The 15,426-nt window shown below is 59.6% G+C and carries 15 protein-coding genes and 1 pseudogene; 9 read left to right on the forward strand and 7 right to left on the reverse strand.

Annotated elements, in window-relative coordinates; genetic code table 11:
• Nucleotides 1-67: 67 nt before the first annotated feature.
• Nucleotides 68-1,168 carry a DNA-processing protein DprA gene (gene dprA / locus ACA048_RS00160; RefSeq protein WP_497627446.1) on the forward strand — a complete coding sequence of 367 codons (1,101 nt, stop codon included), beginning with the start codon at nucleotides 68-70 and terminating at the stop codon, nucleotides 1,166-1,168.
• A 54-nt stretch (nucleotides 1,169-1,222) separates the two neighbouring features.
• The gene (gene tsaC / locus ACA048_RS00165; protein WP_497627447.1) at nucleotides 1,223-1,780 is read left to right on the forward strand and encodes an L-threonylcarbamoyladenylate synthase type 1 TsaC; all 558 of its coding nucleotides are present in this window, start codon (nucleotides 1,223-1,225) and stop codon (nucleotides 1,778-1,780) included.
• Between the two features lie 88 nt (nucleotides 1,781-1,868).
• On the opposite strand, the gene ACA048_RS00170 is transcribed toward tsaC, so the two are convergent.
• Nucleotides 1,869-2,846 (reverse strand): NADPH:quinone reductase, encoded by a 978-nt coding sequence (locus ACA048_RS00170; RefSeq protein ID WP_497627448.1) that lies wholly within the window; start codon nucleotides 2,844-2,846, stop codon nucleotides 1,869-1,871.
• Between the two features lie 156 nt (nucleotides 2,847-3,002).
• Between ACA048_RS00170 and hemF the strand changes: the two genes are divergently transcribed.
• Both hemF and aroE read left to right on the forward strand, forming a co-directional pair.
• Nucleotides 3,003-3,917 (forward strand): oxygen-dependent coproporphyrinogen oxidase, encoded by a 915-nt coding sequence (hemF, locus tag ACA048_RS00175; RefSeq protein WP_497627449.1) that lies wholly within the window; start codon nucleotides 3,003-3,005, stop codon nucleotides 3,915-3,917.
• A 13-nt stretch (nucleotides 3,918-3,930) separates the two neighbouring features.
• Nucleotides 3,931-4,752: a shikimate dehydrogenase gene (gene aroE / locus ACA048_RS00180; protein ID WP_497627450.1), complete on the forward strand. Its 822-nt coding sequence runs from the start codon at nucleotides 3,931-3,933 to the stop codon at nucleotides 4,750-4,752.
• A 101-nt stretch (nucleotides 4,753-4,853) separates the two neighbouring features.
• Here the strand turns inward: aroE and ACA048_RS00185 are convergent, their stop codons facing one another.
• From ACA048_RS00185 to betC, 3 genes are all read right to left on the reverse strand, one after another.
• The gene (locus tag ACA048_RS00185) at nucleotides 4,854-6,422 is read right to left on the reverse strand and encodes a SulP family inorganic anion transporter (protein WP_497627451.1); all 1,569 of its coding nucleotides are present in this window, start codon (nucleotides 6,420-6,422) and stop codon (nucleotides 4,854-4,856) included.
• 152 nt (nucleotides 6,423-6,574) lie between these two features.
• Entirely contained in the window at nucleotides 6,575-7,495 is a 921-nt protein-coding gene (gene choX, locus ACA048_RS00190) for a choline ABC transporter substrate-binding protein (protein WP_497627452.1), read from the reverse strand.
• 16 nt (nucleotides 7,496-7,511) lie between these two features.
• A complete protein-coding gene (gene betC, locus ACA048_RS00195; protein WP_497627453.1) occupies nucleotides 7,512-9,026 on the reverse strand; it encodes a choline-sulfatase in 1,515 nt (504 codons plus the stop codon).
• Between the two features lie 114 nt (nucleotides 9,027-9,140).
• On the opposite strand from betC, the gene ACA048_RS00200 reads away from it, so the two are divergent.
• Nucleotides 9,141-10,091, forward strand: coding sequence for a choline sulfate utilization transcriptional regulator (locus ACA048_RS00200; RefSeq protein ID WP_497627454.1), 951 nt, complete (start codon nucleotides 9,141-9,143; stop codon nucleotides 10,089-10,091).
• On the opposite strand, the gene ACA048_RS00205 is transcribed toward ACA048_RS00200, so the two are convergent.
• On the reverse strand, nucleotides 10,084-10,749 hold the full coding sequence (locus ACA048_RS00205; RefSeq protein WP_497627455.1) for an NAD(P)-dependent oxidoreductase: 666 nt from the start codon (nucleotides 10,747-10,749) through the stop codon (nucleotides 10,084-10,086). The two genes, ACA048_RS00200 and ACA048_RS00205, sit on opposite strands and share 8 nt — an antisense overlap.
• Before the next feature lie 84 nt (nucleotides 10,750-10,833).
• Between ACA048_RS00205 and ACA048_RS00210 the strand changes: the two genes are divergently transcribed.
• Nucleotides 10,834-11,160 (forward strand): DOPA 4,5-dioxygenase family protein, encoded by a 327-nt coding sequence (locus ACA048_RS00210; protein ID WP_497627456.1) that lies wholly within the window; start codon nucleotides 10,834-10,836, stop codon nucleotides 11,158-11,160.
• On the opposite strand, the gene ACA048_RS00215 is transcribed toward ACA048_RS00210, so the two are convergent.
• Complete coding sequence (locus ACA048_RS00215; RefSeq protein ID WP_497627457.1) at nucleotides 11,161-11,562, reverse strand: GFA family protein; 402 nt, start codon at nucleotides 11,560-11,562, stop codon at nucleotides 11,161-11,163.
• A 312-nt stretch (nucleotides 11,563-11,874) separates the two neighbouring features.
• Here ACA048_RS00215 and ACA048_RS00220 point away from each other — a divergent pair, with 312 nt between their 5' ends.
• Both ACA048_RS00220 and ACA048_RS00225 read left to right on the forward strand, forming a co-directional pair.
• Nucleotides 11,875-13,182 (forward strand): CitMHS family transporter, encoded by a 1,308-nt coding sequence (locus ACA048_RS00220; protein WP_497627458.1) that lies wholly within the window; start codon nucleotides 11,875-11,877, stop codon nucleotides 13,180-13,182.
• A gap of 84 nt (nucleotides 13,183-13,266) precedes the next feature.
• Nucleotides 13,267-14,034: a TerC family protein gene (locus tag ACA048_RS00225; protein WP_497627459.1), complete on the forward strand. Its 768-nt coding sequence runs from the start codon at nucleotides 13,267-13,269 to the stop codon at nucleotides 14,032-14,034.
• A 127-nt stretch (nucleotides 14,035-14,161) separates the two neighbouring features.
• Here ACA048_RS00225 and ACA048_RS00230 read toward each other — a convergent pair whose 3' ends face one another.
• On the reverse strand, nucleotides 14,162-14,443 hold the full coding sequence (locus ACA048_RS00230; protein ID WP_497627460.1) for a DUF6124 family protein: 282 nt from the start codon (nucleotides 14,441-14,443) through the stop codon (nucleotides 14,162-14,164).
• Between the two features lie 477 nt (nucleotides 14,444-14,920).
• Here ACA048_RS00230 and ACA048_RS00235 point away from each other — a divergent pair.
• A pseudogene (locus ACA048_RS00235) lies at nucleotides 14,921-15,417 on the forward strand (PAAR domain-containing protein).
• Nucleotides 15,418-15,426 lie beyond the last annotated feature (9 nt).

A 15,426-nucleotide genomic window follows, 5' to 3' on the forward strand; every position in this document is an offset into this window, starting at 1 on the left:
GTTACCAACAGAGTTATCCACAGCTTATTCCCGTTTCAACGGGGCTCATAACGATCAAGGATGATCCATGTCACTGCCTGCCGTTACACCGGTTTCCCCTGCGGAACTGGAAGCTCGTTTACGTTTGCACCGTTTGCCGGAACTCGGCCCGGCGCGGTTCAAAAAATTACTTGAGGCCTTCGGCTCGGCGTCCAAAGCCATCAGCGCGCCGGCCAGCGCCTGGCGTTCGCTAGGTTTGCCACTGGCGTGTGCCGAGGCTCGGCGCACCAATGAAGTGCGCGATGGCGCCAGCCACGCATTGGCCTGGCTAGAGCGTCCGGGCCAGCATTTACTGATGTGGGACCAGCCTGAGTACCCTGCGCTGCTCGCAGAAATCAGCGACGCACCGCCACTATTATTCGTCGCGGGCGATCCGGGGATTCTGGAAAAACCGCAGTTGGCGATGGTTGGTAGCCGACGCGCCTCGCGTCCGGGCATGGACACTGCCGCCGCGTTTTCCCGCAGCCTGGCCGGTGCCGGTTTCGTCATCACCAGCGGTCTGGCGCTGGGCATTGATGCTGCCGCGCATCAAGCCGCTTTGGACGTCGGCGGGCGAACGGTGGGAGTACTTGGCACGGGACTTGAAAAGTTTTATCCACAACGCAATCGGCGACTGGCCGATGCCATGATCGCGTCGGGCAGTGCGGTGCTTTCGGAGTTCCCGCTGGACGCCGGCCCTACTGCCAGCAACTTCCCCCGGCGTAACCGAATCATCAGCGGTTTGTCCCTCGGCGTGCTGGTGGTCGAGGCCAGTGTGGCGAGTGGTTCGTTGATCACCGCGAGGCTGGCGGCGGAGCAAGGTCGCGAGGTGTATGCGATTCCTGGGTCGATTCATCATCCTGGCGCCAAGGGTTGCCATCAACTGATCCGTGACGGCGCGATGCTGGTGGAAACCATCGAACATATCCTTGAAGCCTTGCGCGGCTGGCAACAGTTGCCGTTGTCCACCGAGACACCCTCGGTGACCCATCCATTGCTTATGCTGTTGCACGCGGCCCCGCACACCAGTGAAGCGCTGTCCGTCACCAGCGGCTGGACCTTGCCCAAAGTGCTGGCCGCGTTGACGGAGCTGGAAATGGAGGGCCGCGCCGTGTGCGAAAGCGGGCGCTGGTTTGCTCGGGTGAGCTAGGTTTTATAAGGAAGATCGGTAAACTGCGCAAAGCCTTATTCCGGAGAGTTTTTCATGGTCAACAGTTGGCGTGTGCAACAAGCCGCGCAAGCCGTTCGCGCAGGTGCGGTGATTGCCTATCCAACCGAAGCGGTCTGGGGGTTGGGTTGCGATCCGTGGGATGAAGAGGCGGTGTATCGTCTGCTGATGATCAAAGGGCGGTCAGTGGAGAAGGGCCTGATTCTGGTTGCCGACAACATCCGGCAATTCGATTTTCTCTTCGAAGACTTCCCGGAACTGTGGATGGACCGCATGGCCAGCACCTGGCCGGGGCCGAACACCTGGCTGGTGCCGCATCAGAATCTGTTGCCGCAGTGGATCACCGGGGTGCATGAAACGGTGGCGCTGCGGGTCAGCGATCATCCGCTGGTGCGGGATTTGTGCGCAGCGGTCGGGCCGCTGGTGTCGACCTCGGCCAACCCGCAGGGGCGACCGGCAGCGCGCACGCGGATTCGCGTGGATCAGTATTTCCGTGGGCAGGTGGATTTGGTGTTGGGCGGGAATCTCGGTGGGCGCAAGAACCCGAGCGTCATTCGGGATCTGGCAACCGGCCACGTCGTGCGCCCCGATTAAGACTGCGTCATCGTTCATCGCGGGCAAGCCCGGCTCCCACAGGGATCACCGAAACCTGTGGGGGCCGGGCTTGCCCGCGATGAGGCCCTTAAGGCAACAAAACAGTCGAGCCAGTCGTGCGCCGCGCCGACAACTCGGTCTGCGCCTTCGCCGCGTCAGCCAACGAATACGTGTGACTGATGTCCACGTTCAACTTCCCGCTGATGATCATCTCAAACAACTCATCCGCCATCCGCTGCAGGTTCTCGGCGTTGTTGGCGTAAGTCGCCAGCGTCGGCCGGGTCACGTACAGCGAACCCTTCGCCGACAAAATCCCCAGATTGACCCCGTCCACTGCACCCGACGCGTTGCCAAAACTCACGACCAGACCGCGTGGGGATACGCTGTCCAGCGACGTCAGCCAGGTGTCTTTACCGACGCCGTCATACACCACCGGCACTTTTTTCCCGTCCGTCAATTCCAGCACACGTTGAGCGACGTTTTCATGGCTGTAGTCGATGGTCGCCCAGGCACCGTTGGCCTTGGCCAGCGCGGCTTTCTCGGGCGAGCTGACCGTGCCGATCAACTTTACGCCCAAGGCCTTCGCCCATTGGCAGGCCAGCGAACCGACACCGCCGGCGGCGGCATGGAACAGGATGGTTTCGCCACCCTTGAGCTCATATGTCTGACGCAGCAGGTACTGCACGGTCAGGCCCTTGAGCATGACCCCGGCGGCCGTTTCGAAGCTGATCGCATCCGGCAAAAGCACCAGATTGGCCTCGGGCAATACGTGAACGTCGCTGTAGGCGCCCAGCGGGCCGCTGCCGTAAGCCACGCGATCGCCGATCTTGAAGCGGGTCACTTCGCTGCCCACCGCCTCGACGACGCCCGCGCCTTCCGAACCCAGGCCCGATGGCAGGGCTGGCGGCGGGTAGAGGCCGCTGCGGTAATAGGTGTCGATGAAGTTCAGGCCGATGGCCTTGTTGGCGACGCGGACTTGCTGCGGGCCGGGCTCGGCGGGTTGGAACTCGACATACTCGAGCACTTCGGGGCCGCCATGGGCGCGGAACTGGATTCGCTTTGCCATCAGAACTCTCCTTAGGTCATTTGCCAAGCGCCCTATCGGACTCCTAACCCTGATCTTCGTCAACTGCGGTGGAGCAAGGTGCAGTGTTATCCTACGCAGCAATTTGCCGCCGGCCATTGATGCGCCGCGCCGCTTTGCCCGATTCAAGGTGATGACATGACAACCCGCACCGAGGCCGTAAAAGCCTACCTGCTCGACCTGCAAGACCGCATTTGCGCGGCCCTCGAAGCTGAAGACGGCGGCACACCCTTCGTTGAAGACGCCTGGATCCGGCCTGCCGGCGGTGGCGGTCGCACGCGAGTGATCGAAAACGGCGCCGTGATTGAAAAGGGCGGCGTCAACTTTTCCCACGTCTTCGGCAGCGGTCTCCCACCCTCCGCCAGCGCTCATCGGCCGGAATTGGCCGGCCGTGGCTTCGAAGCCCTCGGCGTGTCGCTGGTGATCCACCCGCACAACCCGCATGTGCCGACTTCCCACGCCAACGTGCGCTTTTTCATCGCCGAAAAAGAAGGTGAAGAACCGGTCTGGTGGTTCGGCGGCGGCTTCGACCTGACGCCTTACTACGGCAATCAAGAAGACTGCGTGCACTGGCACCGCGTCGCCGAGCAGGCCTGTGCGCCGTTCGGTCCGGACGTCTATTCGCGCTACAAAGCCTGGTGCGACAGCTATTTCCACATCAAGCATCGCCACGAGCCGCGCGGCATCGGTGGTCTGTTCTTCGATGACTTGAACGAGTGGGACTTTGACACCAGCTTCGCGTTCATGCGTGCCATCGGCGATGCGTACATAGACGCGTATCTGCCGATTGTGCAACGCCGCAAAAATGATGCGTTCACCGCCAAGCAGCGTGAGTTCCAGGAATTCCGTCGCGGCCGCTACGTGGAGTTCAACCTGGTCTACGACCGTGGCACCTTGTTTGGCCTGCAATCGGGTGGTCGCACCGAGTCGATCCTGATGTCGTTGCCGCCGCAAGTGCGCTGGGGCTATGACTGGAAAGCCGAACCGGGCAGCGAAGAAGCGCGCTTGACCGAGTACTTCCTGCAAGACCGCGATTGGTTGGCCGAGGCCTGAACGAGGAGTTCTGATGGACCGTTACGTCGTATTCGGTAACCCGATTGGCCACAGCAAGTCGCCGCTGATCCACCGATTGTTCGCCGAGCAAACCGCTCAGCAGTTGGACTACAGCACCTCGCTGGCGCCACTCGACGATTTTTCCGACTTTGCCCGGGCGTTTTTCCGCGAGGGTCGCGGAGCGAATGTGACGGTACCGTTCAAGGAAGACGCTTTTCGCCTGGCCGACAGCCTGACGGAGCGCGCGCAGCGGGCCGGCGCGGTGAACACCTTGAGCAAACTCGCCGATGGCACGTTGCTGGGTGACAACACCGACGGCGCCGGACTGGTGCGGGACCTGACGGTCAACGCCGGTTTCAGCCTCAAGGGCAAGCGCATCCTGCTACTTGGCGCTGGGGGTGCGGTGCGCGGTGCGCTGGAACCGCTGCTGGCGGAGCAACCGGCATCGGTGATTATCGCCAACCGCACGGTTGAGAAAGCCGAGTTGCTGGCTGAGTTGTTCGCCGATCTGGGGCCGGTGTCGGCCAGTGGTTTCGATTGGTTGAAGGAATCGGTGGACCTGATTATCAACGCGACGTCGGCGAGTCTGTCGGGCGATGTACCGCCGATTGCCGGCAGCTTGATCGAGCCGGGTAAAACCGTTTGCTACGACATGATGTATGGCAAGGAACCGACTTCGTTCTGCCGATGGGCCACGGAAAATGGCGCTGCGGTAGCGATGGATGGCTTGGGCATGCTCGCGGAGCAAGCGGCGGAAGCCTTTTTCCTGTGGCGCGGCGTGCGCCCGGACACTGCGCCGGTACTGGCCGAACTGCGCCACCAACTCGCCCTTTAAAAGCTTCGCGAGCAAGCCCGCTCCCACATTTGATTTGCGGCGTTCACAAAACCAATCTGGGAGCGGGCTTGCTCGCGAATGGTCGCGACACCTATTTCGGATCAATCCTCAAACCGGATCGGGCACTTCTCCGCCCCTTCAAGCTTCCGCAACTCCTCCACTACCTGCGGCCGCGCGCGCCGCAACGTCAGGCTGCGATCCTGCTTAAGCAGCCGCCGCGCTTCCTGATGCAACATTTCCACCCCTGAATAGTCGATGAAGTTGATCTGCTGCGCCTCAATCACCACGCGCGCGCCATGCAGGCGTTGCAGGCGCACTTGCAGGTAATGGCTGGCGCCGAAAAAGATCGACCCGCCTACCCGCAGAATGTCTTCTTCTCCTTCGCGAGAATGCTGGACCCGCGGTTGCGAGGTGCGTTTGAGGTAGAAAAACAAGGATGCCAGCACCCCGGCATAAATCGCCGTCTGCAACTCCAGCAGGAGCGTGGCGACACAGGTCAGCGCCATGACCAGGAACTCGGCGCGGCTGACCCGCAACAAGGCGCGAATACCGCGATGGTCCACCAGTCCCCACGCGATTAATAGAATGCTGCCAGCCATGGCCGGGATCGGGATGTGAGCGATTAAATTTGCGCCGAAGATGGCAAACAGCGCCACCCAAATGGCTGAAAAAACGCCGGCCATGGGTGAGCGGGCGCCTGCGTCGTAGCTAAGGCCCGAGCGAGTGAAGGAACCGGCGGACAGCGAGCCGGAAAAAAACGCACCGACCATGTTCGATAGACCTTGGGCGCGCACTTCCTGGTTGGCGTCGATCAACTGCTGCGAGCGCGCCGACAGGGAGCGGGCAATCGACAGGCTGGTCACCAGCCCCAACATTCCCACGGCCACCGCGCTCGGCAGCAAACGCAGGATCAGGTCCAGGTCCAGCGGCAACGGACTGAAGGGCGGCAAGCGTCCGATAAACGCGCTGACCAACTTCACATGGCCGAACATCGATGGCCAGAACCCCACCAGCGACCCGCCCAGAATCAGCGTAATCAGCAGGGTCGGCCAGCGAGGCAGCAACAACTTCAGGACCGCGCCGACAACGACCGTCGCCAGGCCCAGCACCAGTGACGGTTTATCGAAAGCGCCGAGATGCTTGAACAGCACCAAGAAGCTGTCCAGCGCCGTGGCCTGGCTGGGTAAATCCAGCCCCAGCAGGTTCGGCAATTGACCGATGACGATCACCACCGCCGCGCCCAAGGTGAAACCCAGCACCACTGAATGCGAGACGAAATTCACCAGGGCGCCGAAGCGCAGCAAACCGAGCAACCACTGGAAAATACCGGCGAGCAACGTCAGAAGCAGGATCAGGGTCACGTAGTCTTCTGACGCGGGAATCGCCAGAGGGCTGACGCTGGCGTACAAGACGATAGAAATCGCCGCCGTAGGACCGCAGATCAAGTGCCACGACGAACCCCAGAGACAAGCAATCAACACCGGGATGATCGCGGCGTACAAACCATATTCCGGTGGGAGACCCGCGATCAGCGCGTAGGCAATGGATTGCGGCAACGCAAGAATTGCCCCGCTGAGGCCCACAATCAGGTCACGCCCGACGCTGGCGCGGGTTTGCCGGGGCAACCAACTGAGGAAGGGGAAGAGTGAATGGCGGCTGGGGAAGGCCATGGGTCCTCTCGGGTGGGGTTTTGCGCAAGAGTATCAGGACAGATGCCGATTGTTCCCAGTGTGGGAGCGAGCCTGCTCGCGATGAGGCCCTGTCAGTCACGTTAATGTTGAATGACACGCCGCTATCGCGAGCAGGCTCGCTCCCACATGTTTCAGAGTTTGGCTTTAACTGCTGGCAACGCGTCTTTGCCATCTGCGGTTTTCACGCCCTCCAGCCATTTATCCAGCACCGCCGGATTGGCCTTGATCCATGCCTTGGCCGCGTCCGCATTACTGACTTTCTTGTTCACCACCTCAGACATGATGCTGTTCTCCATGTCCTGGGTGAAGCTCAGGTTGGTCAACAGCTTGCCAACGTTTGGACAGGCTTCGGCGTACCCCTTGCGGGTCAAGGTATGGACGCTGCCGGTATCACCGAAATATTTCTCGCCGCCCTTCAGGTAATGCATTTTCAGCTGCACGTTCATCGGGTGCGGGGTCCAGCCGAGAAAGGTCACGAATTTCTGTTTTTTCACTGCGCGAGACACTTCGGCCAGCATTGCCTGCTCGCTGGACTCGACGAGTTTCCACTGGCCCATGTCGAAATCATTCTTCTTGATGATTTCCTGCAGCGAGATGTTCGCTGGCGCGCCGGAGCCAATGCCGTAGATCTTCTTGTCGAACTTGTCGGCGAATTTGTTCAGGTCGGCAAAGTCATGCACACCCGCGTCCCAGACGTAGTCCGGAACCGCAAGCGTGAACTCGGTGCCATCAAGGTTCTTCGCCAGCTGCGAGACATCGCCCGTGGCCACGAACTTGTCGTAGAAGCCCTGCTGCGCCGGCATCCAGTTACCCAGGAACACATCAACCTGACCATCCTTCAACCCGCCAAAGGTGATCGGCACCGCGAGGGTGTCGACTTTGGCCTTATAGCCCATGCCATCCAGCAGAAACCCGGTGATGGCGTTGGTCGCGGCGATGTCGCTCCAGCCAGGATCGGCCATTTTCACCGTCTCGCAGCTTTGATCGGCATACGCCGATGCGCTGCCCAGAGCCAGAAGCCCGACCGTCAGTACTGTGGATAACCTTTGCATGGACTTCCCCTTAACGTTATTGGTTTTGGCAGGGTTGTGGATAACGTGCTTTGCGCTCCAGATCATCGAGGTCGATGTGGTTGCGCATGTACTGCTGACTGGCGTCCACCAGCGGCTGGTGATCCCAGCTCTTGAGCTTGCCGATGGTCAGTGCGTCCGCAACAAAGCGCCGACGACGCTGGCTGGCGAGCACTTGTTGGTGAATCGCCGGGATGTTCCATTTGGCGCGTGCTTCGCTTAGAAACGCTTCGAAAATGGCGCGATGTTGCGGCGATTGGCTGAGTTCTTCCCGTTCGCGCGGGTCGTTGTGTACGTCGAAGAGTAGGCACGGGTCGTCTTCGCTGTAGATGAATTTGTAAGCACCGCGACGGATCATCATCAGCGGGCTGATGGTGCCTTCGGCCATGTATTCGCCGAACACTTCGTCGTGACCGCCCTGCCCTTGCAGGTGCGGAACCAATGAGCGACCGTCCAGCGGCAAGCCCGGCTCTAGCGAGCCGCCGGCCAGTTCCACAAAGGTGGGCAGCAGATCGGCGGTGGAAACAGCGGCGCTGACCCGCCCTGCCCCGAACTGCCCTGGTGCACTGATCAACAGCGGGACTCGGGCGGCCATTTCGTACCAGTGCATTTTGTACCAGAGCCCACGCTCACCGAGCATGTCGCCATGGTCACCGGAGAAGACGATGATGGTGTCGTTGATCAGCCCGGTTTCTTCGAGTGTTTGCAGGAGTTTGCCGACGTTGCTGTCGATATAGCTGCACGCACCGAAATAGGCGCGGCGCGCGTCACGAATCTTATCCACAGGCAGCGGCTTGTCCCACAGGTCGTAGACCTTGAGCAAACGCTGGGAGTGCGGATCGAGTTCGGATTGTGCCGGGGTTTCGGGTAACGGAATGTCGGCATCGTCGTACATATCCCAGAAAGCCTTGGGGATCGTGTACGGATCGTGGGGGTGTGTCATCGAAACGGTCAGGCAAAACGGCTGGTCGCCGTCTTCGCGGATGTGATCAAACAAGTATTGCTGGGCCTTGAACACCACCTCTTCGTCGAAATCCAGCTGATTGGTGCGCACGCACGGACCGGCTTGCAGCACCGATGACATATTGTGATACCAGGTCGGGCGCACATCCGGCTCGTCCCAACTCACCGCCCAACCGTAGTCGGCCGGGTAGATGTCGCTGGTCAGGCGTTCTTCGTAGCCATGGAGCTGGTCCGGGCCACAAAAGTGCATCTTGCCCGACAGCGCGGTGCGGTAGCCGAGGCGACGCAGATAGTGGGCATAGGTTGGAACATCAGCGGGGAAATCAGCCGCGTTGTCGTAGGCGCCGATCTTGCTCGGCAACTGGCCGCTGACCAGGGTGAAACGCGACGGCGCGCACAAGGGGCTATTGCAATACGCGGCGTCGAACACCACGCCTTTGGCGGCGAGGCGGCTCAGATTCGGTAGTTTGATCGGCGACGGACCGTAGAACGGCAACATTGGCGCGGCCATTTGATCGGCCATGATGAAAAGAATGTTCTTGCGCTTCATGTGATCGCGGCATTCCATAGTGAATATTTATGCGAGAGTGCTGCGATCGAGCATGTTACCCACGCTCTTTGCGGTAAAGCCCATGCCGGGCAATGACTAGGATTAGCCCAGCTTATGTATGACGCCCTTGGTGACCTGTCTCTCGACCTGCTTCGTGCCTTTGAAGCGGCCGCCCGTCATCGCAGCTTCACCGCTGCAGCGGTGGAGCTTGGCACCACGCAGCCGGCGGTCAGTCAGCAGATCAAACGGTTGGAGGAGCAACTTGGGACACGGTTGTTCGATCGCATCTATCGCGGGATCGAATTGACAGAAGCCGGGACTATTCTCTTCGAGCAGGTTCAGCTCGGTTTGCAGAATATCGACGCAGGATTGAGCGCGATCAGCGCACAGCAGCAACATGAGGTGTTGCAAGTCGCGACCGATTTCGCCTTCGCCGCGTATTGGCTGATGCCACGACTGCACCGCTTCCACGCGGCTAATCCTCACGTCGATGTGAGCCTGGTGACCAGCGAGCGCAATCACAACATGTTGCGCACCGATATCGATGTGGCGGTGTTGTTTGGCGACGGGCGCTTTAAACAGGGCGAAAGCCATTGGCTGTTCAGCGAAGAGGTATTCCCGGTTTGCAGCCCGTTGTTGCTCAAGGATCGTCCCCTGCCCTTGCCGGCACAGTCGTTGTTGGAGTTTCCATTGCTTCATTTAAGGGGCGAAAACAGCAGCAACTGGTTCGATTGGAGTGGCGTGTTTCGCGAGCTGGGAATCACGTCCGCACCAGCGCCAGGGCAATTGCGTTTCGACAATTACACGTTACTGATTCAAGCGGCGATTGGCGGCCAGGGTGTAGCGATTGGCTGGCGGCACCTTGTGGATAACTTGCTGGCGCAGGGATTATTATGTCGCCCGATCGCAGAGTCCGCGATGTCCAGGCTGGGCTATTACGTGGTCTTGCCCCAGCGAAAACGGCGTGGGGCATTGATTCAACAGTTTGTGGACTGGTTGATGGTCGAGCAAGCCAGCAGCGCACAATCGCTGAATGGCTTGGCGCTGCCTTCTATCGCTATTTAGAGTCAGCGGCGATGAAGTTGACGTGTTCGCCAACGTGCAAATTCAGCTGTAGTTCATCGGCAATCCCGACTGCCACGCGATTCAAGCGTTGAAGCGGTTCAGCCAAGCCCGGTTCAAGGCTGCTGCTGATGTGACTGAAGTGCTCAATCGTCAGGCCGGAAACGCCGCGAGGCGCATTGACCAGCGTCCAGTGCAAGGTACTGTTTTGCAGCGCTTCGCGGATTTCTTCGGCGGCGTGGCGTTGCAATCGATCTTCTATGCCCGGATCGTCCAGCAATTCAAAATCACCCACCAGAAACAGCCGCGTAATGCCCGCCGCGTGCATGCCCTCGATCAACGCATCCACGGCCAGCACTTGCTCGACCGGGCCCGGCACGATGGTTTTTTCAACGTATTCGCTGTTGAACGGCAATCCTGGTGCGTCCAATAAACAGATGACGGCCGAACAGCCCGCCACGCTTTGTTTAACGCGCTCCGCTTCAAACAGGTCGCCGCTTTTTGTTCGAAGGCCCGGGCGTGGCGCCAGCGCGGTCAGGTCATCCAGAATGGCGATCACTTCATGTTGGCGCCGCAGCATTTCAGCCATCAGCGCACTGCCGAGGCTACTCATGGCACCATAAAGCACCACTTTTACCACGGGGGTTTCGGCATTTTTCATGGCTGAAGTTCCTTGTTTCCTACGTATATGGCGTGTGACCTGTGGGAAGCGGTGAGGGTTCGACCGGGTTTTAGAGGGATTCAGATGCAGCAGATCAAGGGTTATCACGTCCATGTGTATTTCGATTCCAAAACAATCGATCAGGCACGGGCTCTGTGCGAGCAAGCAGCCCATTTGTTCCCGCTGAAGATGGGCCGCATGCACGAGCGCCCGGTCGGCCCGCACCCGGACTGGAGTTGCCAGCTGGCGTTCGGACCCGAACTCATTGGTGAAGTGCTGCCGTGGCTGGCGCTCAACCGCAAGGGGTTGGTGGTGTTCCTGCACCCGGACACGGGCGATGACTTGCTCGACCACATCGAGCACGCGATCTGGATGGGCGCGATCCGGCTGCTGGATCTGTCTATTTTCTGATCAGATCGTTTCTTCCGCTTCGCCGGGTAAATGCTCGTCCAGGTGCAGCCAGGGCAATCGGCTGTCGGTCCAGATATGCCGCTCGGCTGGCGCCTGTTCCGGGTGGTCGAGGGTGGCGATAGTCACGTCGATGCTCTCGGGGCTGAAAGGGGTCATAAAAGCCAGTTGCGCCCCACAGTTCGAGCAGAAATAGCGCACGCCGGTTGAAGAAGACTCGTACTGCGCGGGTGTGCCTTTCGTCCATTGAAAGGCTGACGAGGGCACGGTGATCCAGGTGGTGACGATCCCGCCGCTGACCCGGCGGCAAATCGAACAATGACAGTGGGCGATGTCGTGTAGCGGGCCGCTGAATTGATAGCGCAGTTGTCCGCAGTGGCAGCCGCCGGTGTGAATGTCGACCATTTTTTTCCTCCCTTGCTGTGTTTACTGACGTTAAAGCCGTCCGACGACCGGTTGCACATCCGAGCAATGCTTTCACCGCCGAAAGCTGGCTGAAAGCTTCCCCGATTATGATCGCCCCACTGCCGGCAACAGACCGGTTGGCCAGTGCCAGCGTTTTATCGCTCGCTCGGCCCATTTAACAACAACAATGGTGATCCTGATGTCCTTTGCTACCCGCCGCTTCGCTGTCACTCCGCCCGTACGCCTCGTGCTTCCCGTTCTGCGCTGACCCCAGCCCATTTCCCCTAGCCGCGCTACGCCTGGAGTATTCCCATGCTGACTTTCCTTGGCTTTGCCATGGTCATCACGTTCATGTTCCTGATCATGACCAAGCGCCTGTCCGCGCTGATCGCCTTGATCATCATCCCGATCATCTTTGCCCTGTTCGGCGGTTTTGCGCCGAAAATCGGCCCAATGATGCTCGAAGGCATCACCAAGCTTGCGCCGACTGGCGTGATGTTGATGTTCGCCATTCTGTACTTCGCCCTGATGATCGATTCCGGCCTGTTTGACCCGGCCGTGCGCAAGATTCTCAAACTGGTCAAGGGCGACCCGTTGAAAGTTTCGGTCGGTACCGCCGTACTGGCGCTCGTCGTCTCCCTTGATGGGGACGGCGCGACCACTTACATGATCTGCGTGGCCGCCATGTTGCCGCTCTACAGCCGCATCGGCATGAGCCCGCGAATCATGGCCGGCCTGATCATCCTCGCCGGTGGCGTGATGAACATGACCCCTTGGGGCGGCCCGACCGCTCGCGCGGCCAGCGCACTGCATGTGGACCCGTCCGATATTTTCGTACCGATGATTCCAGCGATGCTGGCCGGTGTGGTGGCGATCCTGGCGATTGCCTACTTCTACGGTAAGCGCGAGCGTGCGCGCCTGGGTGAGTTGCACTTGGCCGGCGATGAAATCGACCACAGTGAAATCAGCGTTTCGCAGTTCCCTGACGCCCGTCGTCCGAAGCTGATCTGGTTCAACGGTTTGCTGACCCTGGCCCTGATGTGCACCCTGATTGCCGGTCTGTTGCCGCTGCCGGTGCTGTTCATGGTGGCGTTCAGCATCGCGATGATCGTCAACTATCCTTGCCTGCAACAGCAGAAGGATCGCGTTGCGGCCCACGCTGGCAGCGTTCTGTCGGTGGTCGGTTTGATTTTCGCGGCCGGTATCTTCACCGGTATCCTGACCGGCACCGGCATGGTCGACGCGATGTCGAAAAGCCTGTTGGCGGTCATCCCTGAATTCCTCGGCCCGTACCTGGCAGTGATTACGGCGTTGGTGAGCATGCCGTTCACGTTTTTCATGTCGAACGACGCATTTTATTACGGCGTGTTACCAGTACTTGCCGAAGCCGCCAGTCATTACGGTATAACCGCAGTTGAAATGGCACGTGCCTCGATCGTCGGTCAGCCCGTCCACTTGTTGAGCCCGCTGGTTCCATCGACCTACTTGTTGGTGGCCCTGGCCGGTATCGAATTCGGTGACCATCAGCGCTTTACCCTGAAGTGGGCAGTGCTGGTGTGTATGTGCATACTGGTTGCAGCATTGCTGATGGGGATTTTTCCGCTGTTCAGCACGCTATAAACAAAGACTCACCATGACGGGTCCGGTCTTCGCAGTTCGAAGTCCGGGCCTTTCGTGGTTTAACACATCCTCAAAGGAATACACATGGAATGGCTGACCAACCCTGAAATCTGGGTTGCCTTCTTTACCCTGACCGCCCTGGAAATCGTCCTGGGTATCGATAACATCATCATGATTTCGATCCTGGTCAGCCGCATGCCCAAACACATGCAGGCACGCACCCGGATTTTCGGTCTGGCGCTGGCCATGATCACGCGGATCCTGTTGCTGCTCTCTATCACCTGGGTCATGCGTCTCACGGCGGACCTGTTCGTGGTGTTCGACCAGGGTATTTCCGGGCGTGACCTGATCCTGTTCTTCGGTGGTCTGTTCCTGCTGTGGAAAAGCTCGCAAGAGATGTACCACGCACTGGAAGGTGAAGACGAAACCAACGAAGAGCCGAGCGGCAAGGGTGGCAACTTCCTCTACACCATCATCCAGATCGCGATCATCGACATCGTGTTCTCGCTGGATTCGGTGATCACCGCGGTCGGCATGGTCTCCCACGTTCCAGTCATGGTCGCCGCGATCGTCGTGGCAGTGCTGGTGATGATGTGGGCGTCCGGCACCATCAGCGAGTTCATCGACAAGCACCCGTCGCTGAAGATGCTGGCGCTGTCGTTCCTGCTGATCGTCGGTACCGTGCTGATTGCCGAATCCCTGGATTTCCACGTGCCAAAAGGCTACGTCTACTTCGCCATGGCGTTCTCGCTGGCGGTTGAAGCGATCAACATCAAGATGCGCACCGCCATCGCGAAAAAGAAGAAACAGCAAGATCCGGTGAAACTGCGCAAGGACATTCCGGGCCAATAACCCGGCGTCACCGCAAAACCTGTGGGAGCGAGCCTGCTCGCGATAGCGGTCTTCCAGTCAACAGCCATGTTGAATGTGAAGGCCCCATCGCGAGCAGGCTCGCTCCCACATTTTTTTTGCTCAGTGATTACCCTTGCGGATCGAGGTTATCCAGCACTCGATTCACCGCCAATTCCCCGAGCATGATCACCTGCTGAATCCCCAGCAACGTATGGCGTTGCGGGCCCTCCAGAAACCCGGCGAAATCACTCGCCATGACGCTGGCTGACGCCAACGATTCGCAGGCATGTGCGAGCAGGGTTTCGTTATCGACCTTGGGGTCTATGAGGAAAATGGTGCTGGGTTTACGCGGCGGGAAGTCGTGGGGGACCGGATCGGTGTCCGGTGGGTTGGGCGTTACCTTGAACATAGATAGAACTCCAGTACTGGTCACGTGGAGCCATCACACTCGCTACCAAACGAGGGTGGTGGCCATACACAGGTTGGTAGACCGGAGTACTGGAACCGGCGCCCCCGAAGGGACCCTGCGCATGGCCACCATAAAGCTGCGACCTGAAAAAGCGTCCGCAGAAAGTGGCTATGCGCCAGAACTCCGGGCTACCAAACCCGATCACTGTTTTCAGCGACCGGGAAACGATAGAGGCCAAGGCAAAGGCGCACAAGCCGGCGGATTCTGTAGTAACCGTAGGCAACGACGCAAGGCGTTGTAGCCTCCGAGAAGTAACGCCGAGTGTTTTTAAACAGGACTCCCGGCGCTCGAACATTTAAGCGTTTTCCTACAGCCAATCCGTGTGGTGCTTGATACGGTCGCACGCCAAGGTTGACGCACAGCCCCTCGGTGGTTAGCGTCCCCGCTCGCCTCAAACGACAATGACAAGGAATGCATATGTCTGGAAAACCGGCTGCACGCGTCACGGACCCGACCACTTGCCCGATTCCGGGCCATGGCATCAACCCCATCGCCAGCGGCTCCCCCGATGTGTTTTTCAATGGCCTCGCCGCCGCGAGAGTCAGCGACACCTGCACCTGCGGCCAAGCACTCAGCGGCGCTTCTCCTCCACGGTGATCATCAACGGCCTGAACGCCATGACCCTCGATGGCACCACCAGCCACGGCGGCGTAATAATCGGCGGCTCCGGCAACGTCATCATCGGCAGCACCCACACCCCCGCGCCGTTCATTCCGCCCCTGCCGATCATTGGCCAGCCCGTCGTGGAATTCAAAGCCGTCAGCGCTGGCAATGGCGAACCGATTGCCGAACAAGGCTACGAAATCGAAACCGCCGAAGGCCGCATCGTCAAAGGCCAGACCAACGCCTTGGGCATGACCCAAAGCGTCGCCACGCTCAAGCCAGACCTCGCCGTCGTCCGCTGGACCGTCTGACCCTCAAGG

This window comes from Pseudomonas sp. LBUM1659 (assembly GCF_059716045.1).

What these genes read in the sequence shown, in the direction of transcription:
- ACA048_RS00210 (WP_497627456.1), top strand. Translation starts at nt 10,834, where the DNA reads ATGCAGCAGATCAAGGGTTATCACGTCCATGTGTATTTCGATTCCAAA.
- ACA048_RS00170 (WP_497627448.1), bottom strand. Translation starts at nt 2,846, where the DNA reads ATGGCAAAGCGAATCCAGTTCCGCGCCCATGGCGGCCCCGAAGTGCTC.
- ACA048_RS00205 (WP_497627455.1), bottom strand. Translation starts at nt 10,749, where the DNA reads ATGAAAAATGCCGAAACCCCCGTGGTAAAAGTGGTGCTTTATGGTGCC.
- choX (WP_497627452.1), bottom strand. Translation starts at nt 7,495, where the DNA reads ATGCAAAGGTTATCCACAGTACTGACGGTCGGGCTTCTGGCTCTGGGC.
- tsaC (WP_497627447.1), top strand. Translation starts at nt 1,223, where the DNA reads ATGGTCAACAGTTGGCGTGTGCAACAAGCCGCGCAAGCCGTTCGCGCA.
- ACA048_RS00185 (WP_497627451.1), bottom strand. Translation starts at nt 6,422, where the DNA reads ATGGCCTTCCCCAGCCGCCATTCACTCTTCCCCTTCCTCAGTTGGTTG.
- ACA048_RS00215 (WP_497627457.1), bottom strand. Translation starts at nt 11,562, where the DNA reads ATGGTCGACATTCACACCGGCGGCTGCCACTGCGGACAACTGCGCTAT.
- ACA048_RS00200 (WP_497627454.1), top strand. Translation starts at nt 9,141, where the DNA reads ATGTATGACGCCCTTGGTGACCTGTCTCTCGACCTGCTTCGTGCCTTT.
- ACA048_RS00225 (WP_497627459.1), top strand. Translation starts at nt 13,267, where the DNA reads ATGGAATGGCTGACCAACCCTGAAATCTGGGTTGCCTTCTTTACCCTG.
- ACA048_RS00220 (WP_497627458.1), top strand. Translation starts at nt 11,875, where the DNA reads ATGCTGACTTTCCTTGGCTTTGCCATGGTCATCACGTTCATGTTCCTG.
- aroE (WP_497627450.1), top strand. Translation starts at nt 3,931, where the DNA reads ATGGACCGTTACGTCGTATTCGGTAACCCGATTGGCCACAGCAAGTCG.
- dprA (WP_497627446.1), top strand. Translation starts at nt 68, where the DNA reads ATGTCACTGCCTGCCGTTACACCGGTTTCCCCTGCGGAACTGGAAGCT.
- betC (WP_497627453.1), bottom strand. Translation starts at nt 9,026, where the DNA reads ATGAAGCGCAAGAACATTCTTTTCATCATGGCCGATCAAATGGCCGCG.
- ACA048_RS00230 (WP_497627460.1), bottom strand. Translation starts at nt 14,443, where the DNA reads ATGTTCAAGGTAACGCCCAACCCACCGGACACCGATCCGGTCCCCCAC.
- hemF (WP_497627449.1), top strand. Translation starts at nt 3,003, where the DNA reads ATGACAACCCGCACCGAGGCCGTAAAAGCCTACCTGCTCGACCTGCAA.